The following is a 13,346-nucleotide window of genomic DNA, read 5'->3' as shown; positions in this document are numbered from 1 at the left end:
GGCTACACCGGGCTGTGCCCCACCGTCGATCAGTCCGGCGGGCATGACTGGCGCGGCGAACTGGCCAAGAACGGTCCGAAGTACCTGCGCTGGGCGCTGGTCGAGGCGGCCACGCACGCCGCCCGCCACACGGTCTACGCCGCCCGCTACCAGCGCACCAAGACCCGGCTGGGCCGCCAGCGCGGCGCCTCGGTCGCCCGCGTCGACATCGCCCGCAAGCTCGCCGAGGCCATCTGGCACATGCTCACCGCGAACAAGCCCTTCGCTCCGGCAGGCGCCACACCGCCCACTCTGGCCGCATAGACGGCCCTTCCCTGAGATGCGCTACCGGAGCGAAGCCCCTCCCATCCGACCTGGTCCTCCCGCCAGGAGGCGATAGAGAGATGAGCCCGGCTCTCCACCCGCCCGGCCGATCCCCACCTGCCCGGTATGCCTGCCATCCCGCATTCCCGCGGCCGGTCATCCCACCGCCGGGTCCTCGCACGTCCAGGTCGTTCGTCCTCGCCGCTGCGCGGCTGCGGGCGCTCCACCCGGACCCGCAGCGGAACCCGACGGCCCCAGCCAGCTACCGCGGGGACGCAGCACCATCCCCTCGCCAGCGGCCCCCGTCTTCATAGAGAGTGGGCCGCTCAGGCTTCAGACATCCCACGGGGTTAAGCCGTCAAGCGGCGGCCCCCTGCGGACTGAGAGTCGAGGTGCCAGGCGAGGGCTTCGTCGTAGCTGGTGTGGTGGCGCAGGCAGCCGTGCAGGATCCCGACGAGCCGGTTCGATAGGGCCCGAAGGGCCTCGTGATGGGTGGCGCCGCGGGCGCGCTGGGCGTCGTTGTAGCTGTCCCGCCCGCGGGTTCAGTGGAGGCTCGGAACTGACGCGGCGACGGTAGTCGCCGCGTCATTGTGCCGGTAGAAGTCGTCCTCATGCTCGGCTGGTGGAACGAGGCCTATCTCGCCGTGCAGGCGTCGGTGGTTGAACCAGTCGATGTACTCGGCGACGGCGATCTCGAGGTCGTCGATGCCCTTCCACGAGCCTGACGTGCCCGGCCCGCGCCCGTGACCGCCGCCGCCGGCGCCGCGCGGCCTCAAGTCGTGGGGGCTCCTGTCAGGGGTTCGAGTCCCCTCAGCTCCACTTCATTCCGCTCGGCGGGGCGTTCCCATCCGGGAGTGCCCCGCCGTCCGCGTGACCGGCGGCTGGTTCGGCGACGAGTCGCGGCGAGCCGCGATCTTCGAGGCCGTCCGTCGGCTGCATCGGGTCAGTGGGCACCCGGGCCATGGGTCGTTTTGCCCATTGTGTCGGCACCGAATGGCCCTTTCGTCCGACGCGGCGCCGGGCTCGAGATTCCTACCGTGGGGCCTCCTCGCCGCTTCGCTGCGGCACCGTCATCCGAGAGGACTCCGACATGACGACGACCAGTGCTCGCCCGGACCTTGGCATTGCGATCCACCACCTCCGCGAAGCCGACCTCGCCACAGCGGACGACGTCATGCGCCGGGCCTTCGGCACATTTCTCGGTTTGCCGGACCCCGCGGCTTTCATGCAGACGGCGGACTATGTGAGCACGCGCTGGGCCGCTGACCCCTCGGCGGCCTTCGCAGTCACGGTCGATGGCGAGGTGGCCGGATCCAACTTCGCGGCCTGTTGGGGGAGCGTCGGCTTCTTCGGTCCGCTCACCATCTCTCCCCATCTGTGGGACCGAGGGCTCGGCCGCCGCCTGATGGATCCGGTCATGGAGCGGTTCGAGGCCTGGGGCTGTCACCACGTGGGGCTCTTCACTTTCGCGCAGAGTCCGAAGCACGTCGAGCTCTACCGCCGGTTCGGCTTCTGGCCGCGCTTTCTGACGGCGGTGATGCGTCGAGCCGTGCCCACGGACGGACCCACGGCGGGCTGGTCCACGCTGAGCTCGTTGCCCCAGGAGAGCCGGGCAGACGCGGTCGCCGCATGCCGCGCCGTGGCCGACGAGGTCTTCGCGGGGTTGGACCTGGAGCGCGAGATCGCCGCCGTGGGCAGGCTGGGGTTGGGGGAGACGGTCCTGCTGGGCGCCGAGGATGCGCTCGACGGGTTCGCTGTCTGCCATCTGGGCGGCGGCACGGAGGCCGGTGAAGGCCTGTGCCTGGTCAAGTTCGGCGCCGTTCGGCCGGGCGCCGGCGCCGGCGAGCGCTTGGGCCGCCTCCTCGACGCATGCGAGAGCCTGGCGGCGCGGCGCGGGATGGCCCACATCGACGCGGGGGTGAACCTGGCCCGGGTCGGCGCTTATCGGCTTCTGGCCGACCGCGGCTACCGGACCTGGTTGCAGGGCGTGGCGATGCACCGAGCCAACGAGCCGGGGTACAGCCACGAGGGCGCCTGGGTCCTCGACGACTGGCGCTGAGCCGCTCACACAAGGTCGTTGCGGAACGCGTACGCGGTCGCCGCGGCGCGGGACCCGACCCCGGTCTTGGCGAAGATATTGCTCAGATGACGGGCGACGGTCTTCTCGCTCAGGTGTAGGTCAGCGGCCGCGGCATGGTTGGTCTTGCCGGCGGCCACCAAGCGCAGCACCTCGATCTCACGCACGGTGAGGCGGTCCGGCGGCCGCGCCGCCGACCGGTTGCCGCTGCGGCTCAGGAGCCGTTCCACGGCGGCGAGGTCGGTGAGGGCGCCGAGTTCGGCGAACACCCGCGTGGCCGCCGCAAGGTCGAGGGCGGCTGTGTCCTCGTCCCCGGCTGCGCGGCAAACCATGCCGATCAAGTGACGGGCCCGGGCCCGCTCATAGGGCACGTCGAGCTCCCGCCAGATTCCGTCGGCCAGCCGCAGGCTGGCCAATGCGCCGGTCGTATCGCCGTCGGTCAACCGGACGGCGCCGTCCGCGAAAGCGGCCAGGGCACGCATAGCGGGCGTGCCGATCGTCGCCGCGGTCGCCGCCAGCTCGTCCGCGGCTACCCGGGCCGTGGCCCCGTCACCGGTTGCCAGCATGATCTCTACGGTCGCCGGAAGCAGGCGAGCTCTGGCTGTTGCGTCCCTGGCTGGCTCGGCGAGGGCCCGGCGGATGCCGGCGGCGGCGGCGTCCGGTCGTCCCTGCGCCAGGCGGAGCAGGGACAGGCCGGGCTGGACGTCTCCGCCGAATTGGACGACCTCGGCGAAGGCCGCCTCCGCTGCCTCGTGGTCGCCGCGCAGCCGGTGCAGCTCGGCCAGGTGGTAGCGCGCCTGCGCGGCGTCCATCACGACGAGCCCGTGCAGGAGTTCGACGGCCTGCCGGTTCTCGTGCTCCGCCTCGGTCCAAGCTCCCCGCAGCTGTTTGATCTCCGCGCGGTGCAGGTGGCAGGAGCCCGAGAACATCCGCGCCGCCGGGTGCGACCGAGCCCACCGCTCGAACGCGGCCGTCCACTCCGAAGCTCGGCGGATGTCGGCGCGGGCGTGGCAGGCGATGACCGAGCTGCAGTAGACCCACAATGCGTAGAACGGGCTCAGCTCTCCCGCGGCCGCCGCCGCCATCGCCTCGTCAAGCAGCCGTAGCCCGGCAGGCACGTCGTCGAGCCGCACCAACGCCCGGCCCTCCAGATGCAGGCCCACCACGGTCAGATCCGGGTCGGCGTGCCGCTCGCCCAGCGCCCGACCAAGCCGCGCTGCGGCCAGGGACTCGGCCGTCCTGCCACACCAGTACGTGGTCTCGGCTTCGGCGATGCGCACGTAGCCGCTCTCGACGCAGTCCGGGATGTCTGCAAGGGCGCGGGTAGCCCGGCCGAGCCAGCCGGCGGCGAGGGTCTGTTCGCCCTTGAGTGCGAACAGCATGTGCAGCCGGTACGCGGCCATCGCCGCCACCTGCACGCGGCCGGCGGAGAGATGCCCGGAGTGGAGGCCGTAAAGGATCTCAGCGCAGCGGTCCGTCCGGCCCGTGTAGTGGGCGCATTCGGCGAGCCGGTCGAGGTCTCCGGCTTCGAGCTCGTCGCCCTCCGCGGCGCCGCTGAGCGCGGCGAACGCCTCTTCCCAGGCGCCGCGGCGGAACGCGTCCCGGCCACGCGCGAGCTCGTCGGCGCCGTTCGGGTCCATGTGCGAGACCGTCACCTTCCTGACAGCGACCATGGTATGCGGGGTGCCCTGCTACGGGACCGTCCCGACGCCCGTCAGGCTGCGTTGGTATGCGTGACGGCCCTGTCCCTCGATGACGATCAGCCGAAGACCGGGATGGTTCGCTCGAAGGTCGGCGGGGGGAGTGCCCGGACAGCCCGCGTCGTGGTGCCAGCGTGGTGGCCAAGGGGCCCCGTTCCGGGCAGTTCGCGGCGGTCTGTGGCAGTCGCTCGCATCTGACCTGGCCGGATGTATGTCGGCGGACCACCGCCGATGCCCCCCAGCCGACCCGGCAGCGTGGGAGTCAGGGGTTCGAGTCCCCTCAGCTCCACCCCTCTAACTGCCGCGTGACCTGCGGTTATGCCCGTCAGGGCTGTTGCTTGAGGGCGACGACGGTGCCGTCAGTTCACAAATAGTCCGCATGATCTTGACGTGCGGTCTGGGCGGCGGCGTCCAGGCGGTCGGCGACGGCGTCGAGATCGTCATCGAAGAGATCCGAGTAGACATCGAGGGTCATGGCCCCGCTGGCGTGCCCGAGCATGCGGTGGACGGCCTTGACGTTGGCGCCGGCGGCGGCGGCGGGACTGGTCGCGGTGTGCCGGAGCTCGTGCGGGGTGAGTTCGCCGAGCCCGGCCGCTGCGAGCGCGGGGTCGAAGACGCGGCGCCGCCAGTTGCGCAGCATCAGCACACCGCCCCGAGGAGCCGTGAAGACCAGATCGGCGGGGGCCTTCCCGGGCGCAGGCCTCGACCAGCGCGTCGATCAGCGACCGGGAGACCGGAACGGATCGGCAATGGTGTGACTTCGGCGTGCCGAAGATCATCACGCCGTCGACCTCGGTCACCGATTCTTCGATGTGCAGCCGGCGCCGCAGCGGATCGACGTTGCGCACCCGGAGCGCGGCGAACTCGCCGAACCTTAGGCCGCAGTAGGCGAGCACGAGGATGATGGGCCGGTCCCGTCCGGCGGCGTCGGCCAGGGCCGCGACCTCGGCGTGGCTGAGGAATCGCTTCTCGCGGCGCCGGTCGCGGGGCAGCTTCACCCGCGACGCGGGGTTGCGCACCAGGCGGCCGTGAGGCCTACCACCGGGTGCCCGGTCTCCCCGAGGAAGAGCCGCCGTTCCGGCAGAGGTTCTACGCGGTCGACCCTTCCGCTGGCCTTGGCAGCGTCGAACATGAAAGACGTTCCTCAAGCCGCCCTGGACGAGTCAGCAGTAGACAGCGCTTGTCTTGCCTGCCGCTCAGCCGGCGTGGTTTCAGTCGTCGGCCGAGTCGACCCGGACGCTCCGGCGGGCGGCGAGTAGCTCACCTCCCACTGCGGAGGGCGGTCTCTCGGGCCGGGATGGCCGCCCCCCGTCGCGTGTGCCGCCGGCCGGTCGGGCCGTGCCCTCAGGTCGGCGCGACCACTGCCGCCTCCTGCGCGGCCCGCGGCTCGGGCGCGAGCCCGGCCAGCATCGCCTCGAGGGCGGCCTGGTCCGGCCCCACGAACGGCGGCACGTCGGGCGCGGCCGCCAGGACGTCGAGCAGCTCGTCGCTGCGGTCGCGGGCCGGAGGAAGGTGCGTGCTCAGGATCAGCGGTGAGCCGGCGCCCGGGAACTCCCCGAGACAGGCGGCGTAGCGGTCACGGTCGACCCACGTCACCCACGGGCTGTCCACCACGGCCCACATCCGCTGGCCGGCGAGCAGGTCGCTGCCCGGGACCTCCGCGACGTCGTCGGCCAGCGCCAGCTGCGCTGAGGACATCGGCGCGCCGAAGCAGTCCGAGGACAAGCACGCGCCGGTCCGGTCGTCGACGAACCCGGTGGTGGCGGGGCTGTCGAACAGCGGCGGCCGGAAGGCCGTCAGGGTGCGGTCGCCGACGTCGAGGGATTGCCCGGGGTTGAGCAGGTAGACCCGGTCGGGTGGGATCGGGTGTTCGATCGACAGGATCCCCATGCCCATGAAGGTGGTGACCAGACGGGCCTGCGGTGCGGCGTCGAGGACCTGCATCACCGCCCCGGTGTGGTCGCGGTCGGGGTGGGTCAGCCAGATCCACCGCAGGTCGGCAGGGTCGACGGCCGACCACAGCAGATCGAGGAACTCCTCGCGCACGGCCGGCATGCCGGTGTCGACGAGCACCGGCTGCTCGGCGTGCAGCACGAAGGCGTTGACGGGCAGGTGCCCGAGTCCGGGGATCTCCTCGGCGTGGGCGAGGACGGTGAGGTCGTCGGAGAGACGGTGACTGCGCATGTCGGTGCTCCTGGGAGTTAGGCGGAGGGCAGGGCGACGAGCTCGAGCTGGATGTTGTCGGGGTCGCGAAAGACCAGCACCGAGCCGTAGTCCTCGTCGGCGATCGGGGACTGGGTGAGTGGCTTGTCGGCAGTGTCGGACCGGACGACGCCGTGGCTCTCGAGGTGCTCCTGCCAGGCCACGAGGTCGTCTCTGGTCGGGACGACGAACCCGGGGTGGTCGAGCCCGGTACGGGACTCGCGGAACAGTTCGCCCTCGTTCGCGTCGTGCCGGTGCAGCACGATCATCAACTGCATCGCCTCGTCGGCGAGCAGCTGCGCGAAGCCACCCGGGTGCGGGGCGTCCATCACGTAGCGGAGGCCGAACACGCCGCTGTACCAGTTGATGCTGGCCGGCAGGTCGGTGACGGTGAGCGCGAGGTGGTGCAGTCGGGCAGGTGCGACGGTGCTCATGGGTTCCCTCCTGGTGTCCTCCGGCCGAGGAAGTTCAGCCGGCTGCTTTGGGTCGGCGCTCGAGCCGGGGCACGAGCAGGTCCAGCGCGTCGTCGACGAGGCGCACCCAGCGGGTGCCGCCGGGGTCGTTGGCGATCTGCTGGCTGATCAGGCCGCCGATGATCGCGCTGAGCAGGTCGAGGTCCTCCTGTGTCGCCTGGACGTGTGCTCGAAGCGACACCGCCAGGCGCTCGTACGCCTGCACGGCGACGGCGTAGGCCGCTGGCGAAGGCACGAAGCCGGGGATCGTCCGCTGGTTGAGCAACTGGTACCGCACCGGGTCCTCCAACGCCCATCGCACATAGACGTGCGTCGTCCGGCGCAGGGACGTGCCCAGGTCGGGACCAGGGTCGGGGAGCTCCATGGCGAGCAGCGTCTGCCAGCCGTCGGCGTACATCGCGTCGTAGAGCGCGTGCTTGGAGTCGAAGTAGGAGTACAGCGACGGCGCGGCCATGCCGAGGCGGCGCGCGAGGTCGCGCAGCGACAACGCGGCCAGGCCGTGCTCGCGCGCGGCTGCCCACGCCTCGGTCACGATGCGCTCACTCGCCGCCGCACGTCGTGAGGCTCGCCAGTCGGCGGTCGGCGGGTCTAACACCGTTCGGACGGTGCTCTCGTGCGCCGCGGTTGTCAAGCCCCCGCTCCATGGGTTTCCCCGGAGCGTCCGGCCGAGGGTGGTCAGCCCGTGACCGGCTTCCGTGCAACCCATAGCCGCCGCCGTCGCGGGGCGCGAGAACGTCGTCCCAGGCTCGGGCGTCGCGCAGCACGCCGAGCAGCCGGTCACACACCTCCCGATCGGTGCCGGCGCACTCTGCGGCTCGTGCACCGGTGCCTCATCGTCGGCGACCCTGCCCTGCCCACCACGGGCAGGCCTTCTACAGCGGGCAGCGCGGCGCTCGGGGGGTGCGACCAGCGCCGAGGTCCACGGAATCGACTGGTGTTCCATAGGCCGCCTTCTGCGAGACCTCGCCGCACCGGCCTGCATGGCGTCGCCGGGACTCGTCCTGGCCTTCAAAGTCGGCGCCGGCGAGTGGCATCCGCGCGTCATAGCCGACATGATTCGAGATGCCCCGCGGACCTGCGCCGCCTCCTGGAACGCCGACGGTGACCTGCGCGGACACCGCTGACGGTCATTGCTCGTCACCAGCCCGAAACGGACCTCTTAAGACGGAGGTGCACCGGCCGGCGCACCATGTCCTCAGGTCGCAGGGACCGCCGGGCGGTTCACCATCGCCTGGCAGACCGCCCATAGCCGCTCCTCCGCGTCAAGGTCGCGGAACTCGCAGTCGACCTCGGTGCGCTGTTCGAAGAACCTGCCGGTCAGGCCGTGGACGTCCTGGCTGCCGGCCAGCCACAGCGCGGTGTCGGCTCCCTCGGCCAGGCTGCGGCTGGGCTGTTGCTCCAGATAGCGCCGGATCTCCTCGGGGACGTCCCGGTACAGGGCCGCGTCCAGGACCAGGCCCGGTGCGAGGGCGTTGACAATGATCCCCTCTGCCTCCAGCCGCCGGGCCCACGCCCAGGTGAGCAGCCGGTCGCAGGCCTTCGACTGGGCGTATGCCCGCATCCCGTCGTAGGGACGGCGCTCGAACTGCAGGTCGTCGAGGTCGAGGTCGCCGGCGTAGGTGGAGGCCACGTTGACCACCCGGGCCGCCGTGCCGGCGCGCAGCGCGTCCTGGAGTTCCCGCGTCATCAGGTGGTAGCCGAGCACGTTCGTGGCGAAGGTGAGCTCGTGCCCGTCGACGCCCAGCTCGCGCTGCGGGCGCAGGACACCGGCGTTGTTCACCAAGACGTCGACCGACCCGTACCGTCGGCCGTAGGCGTCGGCGAACCGTCGGATCGAGGCCTGATCGGCCGTGTCGACGACCATGACCGAGGGCTCGGCCTGGCCAGTGTCCGCCGCGATCTGCTGCGCCGTCCGCTTCCCGCGCTCGGCATCCCGGCAGGCGAGGACGACCTTGGCTCCTCCAGCTGCGAGTCCGCGGGCGATCTCCTTCCCGATGCCGGACGTGGGTCCGGTGACGACGACTCGTCTGTCTCGCATGGGGGTCATGGCTGTCCTCACGGGGTCGATCTGGGGCGAGCAGGTCTTGGGTGTGCGCTTTCACATGCCGGCGGTCACGGCGGTTTGGAGGATGTGGTCCAGCGCGTCCTGATCGGGTACAGGCGGGACGGGCACGTCGGGCAGGTCGCGGAGGAGGTCGAAGGCGTCCGCCACGCTCCTGCCCTCGATGAGCGGGCTGTGGGCGGTGGCGATCGTGGTCATGCCCATCGCGCGTACCCGGTCGACCTCGGCGGCGTAGCGCGCCCGGTCGACCAGGCCGACCCACGGGGACAATGCGTGGTGGACGAACATGGCCATGCCCTGGGCCCAGAAGCCCGGATCGAGATCAGCGACCGTGGGGGCCGGGTCGCCGGGGGACGGGGTGGCGAAGGCGTCGACCCCCCAGTAGATGCCGCTGCGCTCGTCGAGGAAGCCGCGGGTGGCCGGGGAGTCGTAGACCGGTGGCCGGACCGCCATCAGGCGTCGGTCCCCGATGTCCAGGGTGTCCCCGTCATTCAGCCAACGGCAGCGATCGAGGGGAAACCGGAAGGCGTTGCTGAATCGCTCTACCAGGGGCCAACTGCACACGAGGGTGGCAGTCGGGCAGGCCTCCATCACCGGGGCGAGATTGCCCGTGTGATCGCTGTCGTCGTGGGAAAGCAGCACCCATCGGACGTCGGCCGGATCGACGATGCCGAACACGTCCTCCAGCCACTGAGACCGGTTGTTGACCGATCCCGTGTCGACAATGGCGGGTTCCTCTCCTGCGATGACCATGGAGTTGAGGTAGACGCTGAGCGGGGCCCCTAGGGCGTGCTGGACCTGGTGGACCACCCAGGTGTCCGTGTCGAGCCGCGTGGGCGGGATGCGGGTGCAGGGCGTCTCGGGTGCGAAGCTCATCGGTCCTCCTCGTGGCACCCCCGTCCGCTCATCCGGGGGGACCTCGCCTTCGGAGGCCGACCGAAGCCTGCTGCGGCGGGACGGGCGGGCGCATGGGGGAGAGCCGTCGTCGTGCGTCGATGTGCCCCCCACTTAAGACGGCGGTACCCCTGCTGCCACCGTCCGCGCCGCGTAGGCCACCAGCTGTGCACGGCCACGTGCTCCCGTCTTTACCGCGAGGTTGGCCACGTGGCGCTCCACGGTCCGCGGCGACAGATACAGCCGGCCGGCGATCTTCGTGTTCGGCAGGCCCTCGGCGAGCAGCCGCAGCACCTCCATCTCGCGGGACGTCACACCGACGGCGCGCAGCTCGCGGGGGACGCTCGTCTCGCCACGGCGGCGCGGGACCGGGGCTCCTGCGCGCCGGAGCAGCGACCGGCACGCCGAGGCGATGTGGTGCTCCCCCAGGCCGTCGAAGAAGTCGAGCGATTGGCGCAGCAACGGCACCGGATCCCCCCAGGCATCCGCGAGGGCGGACTCGGCGATCAGTCGCCAGCCCAGGTGCCGGAACCACAGGTGCGCCCGCAGCGCGCGGTCGCCCTCGGCCATGGCGCGGAGAGCGAGCTCGGAGTCCCCCCCGCGCCCCACCGTCACCGCGTCGGCGTAGTGCAGGAAGGCGGCGGCGATGACATGGACGGACGTCGCCGGGCAGACGACCCGTGGCGCTTGGTCCGCGGATCCGTCGAGCGCGCGGAGGAGGGCGAGCAGCCCGATGGCCGGCACCGAGGAGTAGTCCCTGCCTGCCTGGGCGAGCGCGCTGAGGCCGGCAGCAAGATGCTCACGGGCAGTGGCCCGGTCCTCCTCGATCAGCGCCAGAAGGCCAGCCGCGGTCGACGTCTTCACCTCTATGTCGGGGACGCCGCGGGCCAGGGCCAGGGCCTCGTCGATGCACCGCTGCATCTCGGCACGCCGTCGGGCACGCGCGTGTGCGTACGACTCCAGGGCCAGGGCGGCGGCCAGCGTCTGGTCGAGGCGGTACCGCCGGGCCAGCTGGGCCGAGCGCTGAGAGGCGACCGCTCCGGTGTCGGGTTCGTCCCCGATGACCAGCGCGGCCGCGATCTGGACGTCCACGACCGCGGCCGTCGCCACTGCTCCCTGGCCGAGCGCGAGCTCCCGGGCCTGCTCAAGGCGCTCCACGCCCCGGCCGCGGAGCATGTCGATCGCCCCCAGTTCGTGCAGGGCGCGGGCTCGCCACAGGGTCAGGCCGTTGTCCTCGGCCAGCCGGAGGGCCCGCGCGAAGGTGCCCTCCGCGGCGGTCAGGTCGTGCGGGCGCTGGCTGCGGCCGAGGACCTCCAGCGCTTCGCACGCCACGTCGGGAAGCCCGAGACGGTCAGCCGCCTCGAGCGCCGCACGCGCCAGCGCGGCAGCCTGCTCGGGGTCGCGGGTGATCGCGGTCTGGGCGCGCACTGCCGCTAGCCGGGCACCCAGGTCGTCGTCCGGGACGGCCGCGGTCTCCCGCCCGGCCTGCTCGAGGTGCTCGTCCGCCTCCTCCCACCGCGTCGCGGCTACGGCGGTGCGGGCGAGACGGAGGTGGACCTCCGTGCGCCGCATCCGCCACCTCGGGTCGTCGCCCAGCCGGCTGAGCAGGGAGGTCGCCACCTCGAGTGCCCGCTCCCGCTTGCCCGCGAGGGAGAGCACCTGCAGGATCTGTTCGTCGACATCGAGCCCCGTGGGGTGGTCGGCGGGGAGCAGGCTGCGGGCGCGCTCCAGGGTGGCCTCGGCGGTGGCCAGGGCGCCCCTGAGGAAGGCGTGCCGTGCCATCTCCAGGACCAGCGCCGCGGCGTGGGTGCGGTCGCCGGCGCGCTCCGCCAGCTCTGCGGCCAGGCCACCCCAGTCGTCGTCGAGTTCCGGGTATGCCGCCTCGATCGCCGCCAGCGCCTGTCGCGACAGCAGCTCCAGCTCCGCCGGGAAGAGCTCCGCCAGCACGGCCTCCCTCGACAGTGCGTGTCGGAAGCGGAAGCTCCGCGAGCCCCGGTCCGGGGAGACGATCTGCTCGTCGACCGCCTCGTGCAGCGCGCGGAGGACGGCGTCCTCGCCGAGCCCGGTCACTGCCGGCAGCAGGCTCCAGTCGAAGCGCCGCCCGAGCACGGCCGCGGCGACGAGCACCGCTCGACCGTCGGCGCCGAGCCGCGCCACCCGCCGCCGCATGCTCTCGCACAGCGTGAGCGGCACCACCGGCTCGACGCCGTCGACGGTCTGCCACGTCCCGTCCTCGTGAACCAGGGCACCGACGCCCAGGGCGGTGGCCAGCAGTTCCTCCACCAGGAAGGGGACACCGTCGGCCCGGGCAGCGAAGGCCACGACCTCGTCGGGGACCGTGGCGGCACCGAGGCAGGACGCGACCATGGTGGCGACCTCCTGGTCGCCCAGGGGGCCGAGCGGGAGGAGCCGTGACACCCGCCTGGCGTGGAGGGACCGGGCGAGTGCCAGCCCACCTGAGCGCTCGTCGTCCCGCACGCCGACCAGGCACAGGACGCGCTCCGTGGTCAGGTTGTCGGCCAGGTATTCGAGGATCGTGAGGGTCTCGGGATCGGCCCAGTGGAGGTCTTCGAGCACCAGGAGCGCCCCGTCGTCCCCGGCGAGCGCGGTGAGGAACCGCAGCATCCCCTCGGCGACGGCGAGCAGTGACTCGTCGGGCGGAACCTGGTCGGCGGCGCGCCACTCGGGGACCAGGCGACCGAGGGCCCGCTGGAAGGGGCCCAGTTCGGCGAGGTCCGGTGCGCCACCGGCTCGGACGGCCGACAACAGGGCTTCGGTCAGGGGCCGGTACGCGGCGGGGGTCGCGGCCTGCACCGCCCGCCCCCGCAGCACCGGTCGCCCTCGACGGGCGGCGTCCGAAGCGACGACCTGCAGGAGGCGAGTCTTGCCGATACCCGCCTCCCCGACCACGAAGAGGACCCCTCCCCTGCCGTGTGTGCTCTCCTCCCACGCGTCGCGCAGGACGGCGAGCTCGAACGCACGCCCGACGACGTCCGGTGAGACCGTCGTCGCCGGCGTGTCCGTCGTGCCCGAGCCCGGCTTCAGCACGGGGGCATTGTGGCCCCGCCGGCTGTGGTGGCGACGTCCTTCAGCCACCGCCTTCAGCCGCGCGGGCGAGGGGTACCGGGCCCGGCGTCACCGATCGACGCGCGATCCTGCGCAGGACGGGCTGGCTGCAGCTGCGTCCCCAAGGCAGGCCCTGTCGGCTTCGGCGCTGAGTCGCCGCGGCTCCAAGCTGAGAGCGGATGAAGCCGATCGCCGTGACTGCCCACGACCTGGGCATCGCGGAGTCCTGCCTGCGGCGGTGGATGAAGCAGGACGACATTGTCGGGTACGAACAGGTCTTACACGGTCAAATTCCGGCCCAGGATCGGGTCGGGGTCTCAACACCGTGAGTCTCCGGACTGGTCGGCGGTGCACCCATCCGAGGCGGCTTGACATCCATACAAGCGTCAGACTGGTCCAGGGCCCTCGCGTGGCCTTTCTCCTCATGATCCTTGGCGGGTTCACGCAGGAGATCCACGCGGTGGCCCCTCACAGCGGTTCTCATGCAGCTTGGCGGGTGGGGTAGCCGGCGTGGGAGAACCAGCCGGCGGCATCAGCCGGGCTGACCGCCTCCAGGGCGGCGGCGATTG

Annotated in this window: 11 protein-coding genes and 1 pseudogene; 2 read left to right on the top strand and 10 right to left on the bottom strand. The window is 71.9% G+C overall.

Translation table 11 applies throughout. The annotated features are described in order from the left end of the window. Window positions 1-303 (top strand): transposase (locus tag CNO22_RS20780; protein ID WP_157937042.1); only part of this gene is annotated, 303 nt, incomplete at its 5' end. A 350-nt stretch (window positions 304-653) separates the two neighbouring features. Here the strand turns inward: CNO22_RS20780 and CNO22_RS30175 are convergent. Together CNO22_RS30175 and CNO22_RS20775 are read right to left on the bottom strand one after the other, a co-directional pair. Continuing rightward, window positions 654-839 (bottom strand): annotated as a pseudogene (locus CNO22_RS30175) (hypothetical protein); the annotation flags it as partial. 6 nt (window positions 840-845) lie between these two features. After that, window positions 846-1,079 carry an IS3 family transposase gene (locus CNO22_RS20775; protein WP_100501166.1) on the bottom strand — a complete coding sequence of 78 codons (234 nt, stop codon included), beginning with the start codon at window positions 1,077-1,079 and terminating at the stop codon, window positions 846-848. Between the two features lie 314 nt (window positions 1,080-1,393). Between CNO22_RS20775 and CNO22_RS20770 the strand changes: the two genes are divergently transcribed. Beyond that, a complete protein-coding gene (locus tag CNO22_RS20770) occupies window positions 1,394-2,362 on the top strand; it encodes a GNAT family N-acetyltransferase (RefSeq protein WP_100501165.1) in 969 nt (322 codons plus the stop codon). Window positions 2,363-2,367: 5 nt separating this feature from the next. Here CNO22_RS20770 and CNO22_RS20765 read toward each other — a convergent pair whose 3' ends face one another. The 8 genes from CNO22_RS20765 to CNO22_RS20730 form a co-directional block, all read right to left on the bottom strand. Then, window positions 2,368-4,035 carry a LuxR family transcriptional regulator gene (locus tag CNO22_RS20765; RefSeq protein WP_157937041.1) on the bottom strand — a complete coding sequence of 556 codons (1,668 nt, stop codon included), beginning with the start codon at window positions 4,033-4,035 and terminating at the stop codon, window positions 2,368-2,370. 409 nt (window positions 4,036-4,444) lie between these two features. Further along, on the bottom strand, window positions 4,445-4,720 hold the full coding sequence (locus tag CNO22_RS29260; RefSeq protein ID WP_232807213.1) for a tyrosine-type recombinase/integrase: 276 nt from the start codon (window positions 4,718-4,720) through the stop codon (window positions 4,445-4,447). A gap of 704 nt (window positions 4,721-5,424) precedes the next feature. Beyond that, window positions 5,425-6,264, bottom strand: a complete 840-nt coding sequence (locus CNO22_RS20755) for an MBL fold metallo-hydrolase (RefSeq protein ID WP_100501163.1) — start codon at window positions 6,262-6,264, stop codon at window positions 5,425-5,427. Window positions 6,265-6,281: 17 nt separating this feature from the next. Beyond that, window positions 6,282-6,716 (bottom strand): VOC family protein, encoded by a 435-nt coding sequence (locus CNO22_RS20750; RefSeq protein ID WP_100501162.1) that lies wholly within the window; start codon window positions 6,714-6,716, stop codon window positions 6,282-6,284. A 34-nt stretch (window positions 6,717-6,750) separates the two neighbouring features. Continuing rightward, window positions 6,751-7,287: a TetR/AcrR family transcriptional regulator gene (locus CNO22_RS27885; RefSeq protein WP_157937040.1), complete on the bottom strand. Its 537-nt coding sequence runs from the start codon at window positions 7,285-7,287 to the stop codon at window positions 6,751-6,753. A gap of 663 nt (window positions 7,288-7,950) precedes the next feature. Continuing rightward, window positions 7,951-8,802: an SDR family NAD(P)-dependent oxidoreductase gene (locus tag CNO22_RS20740; RefSeq protein ID WP_100501160.1), complete on the bottom strand. Its 852-nt coding sequence runs from the start codon at window positions 8,800-8,802 to the stop codon at window positions 7,951-7,953. A gap of 51 nt (window positions 8,803-8,853) precedes the next feature. Further along, window positions 8,854-9,693, bottom strand: coding sequence for an oxygen-binding di-iron domain-containing protein (locus tag CNO22_RS20735; protein ID WP_100501159.1), 840 nt, complete (start codon window positions 9,691-9,693; stop codon window positions 8,854-8,856). A gap of 132 nt (window positions 9,694-9,825) precedes the next feature. Continuing rightward, window positions 9,826-12,759 carry a helix-turn-helix transcriptional regulator gene (locus CNO22_RS20730; RefSeq protein ID WP_157937039.1) on the bottom strand — a complete coding sequence of 978 codons (2,934 nt, stop codon included), beginning with the start codon at window positions 12,757-12,759 and terminating at the stop codon, window positions 9,826-9,828. Between the last annotated feature and the right edge of the window lie 587 nt (window positions 12,760-13,346).

The sequence above is a fragment of the Geodermatophilus chilensis genome, from assembly GCF_002802985.1.
GTDB lineage: Bacteria > Actinomycetota > Actinomycetes > Mycobacteriales > Geodermatophilaceae > Geodermatophilus > Geodermatophilus chilensis.
This window is presented reverse-complemented; position numbering and strand designations above follow the sequence as displayed.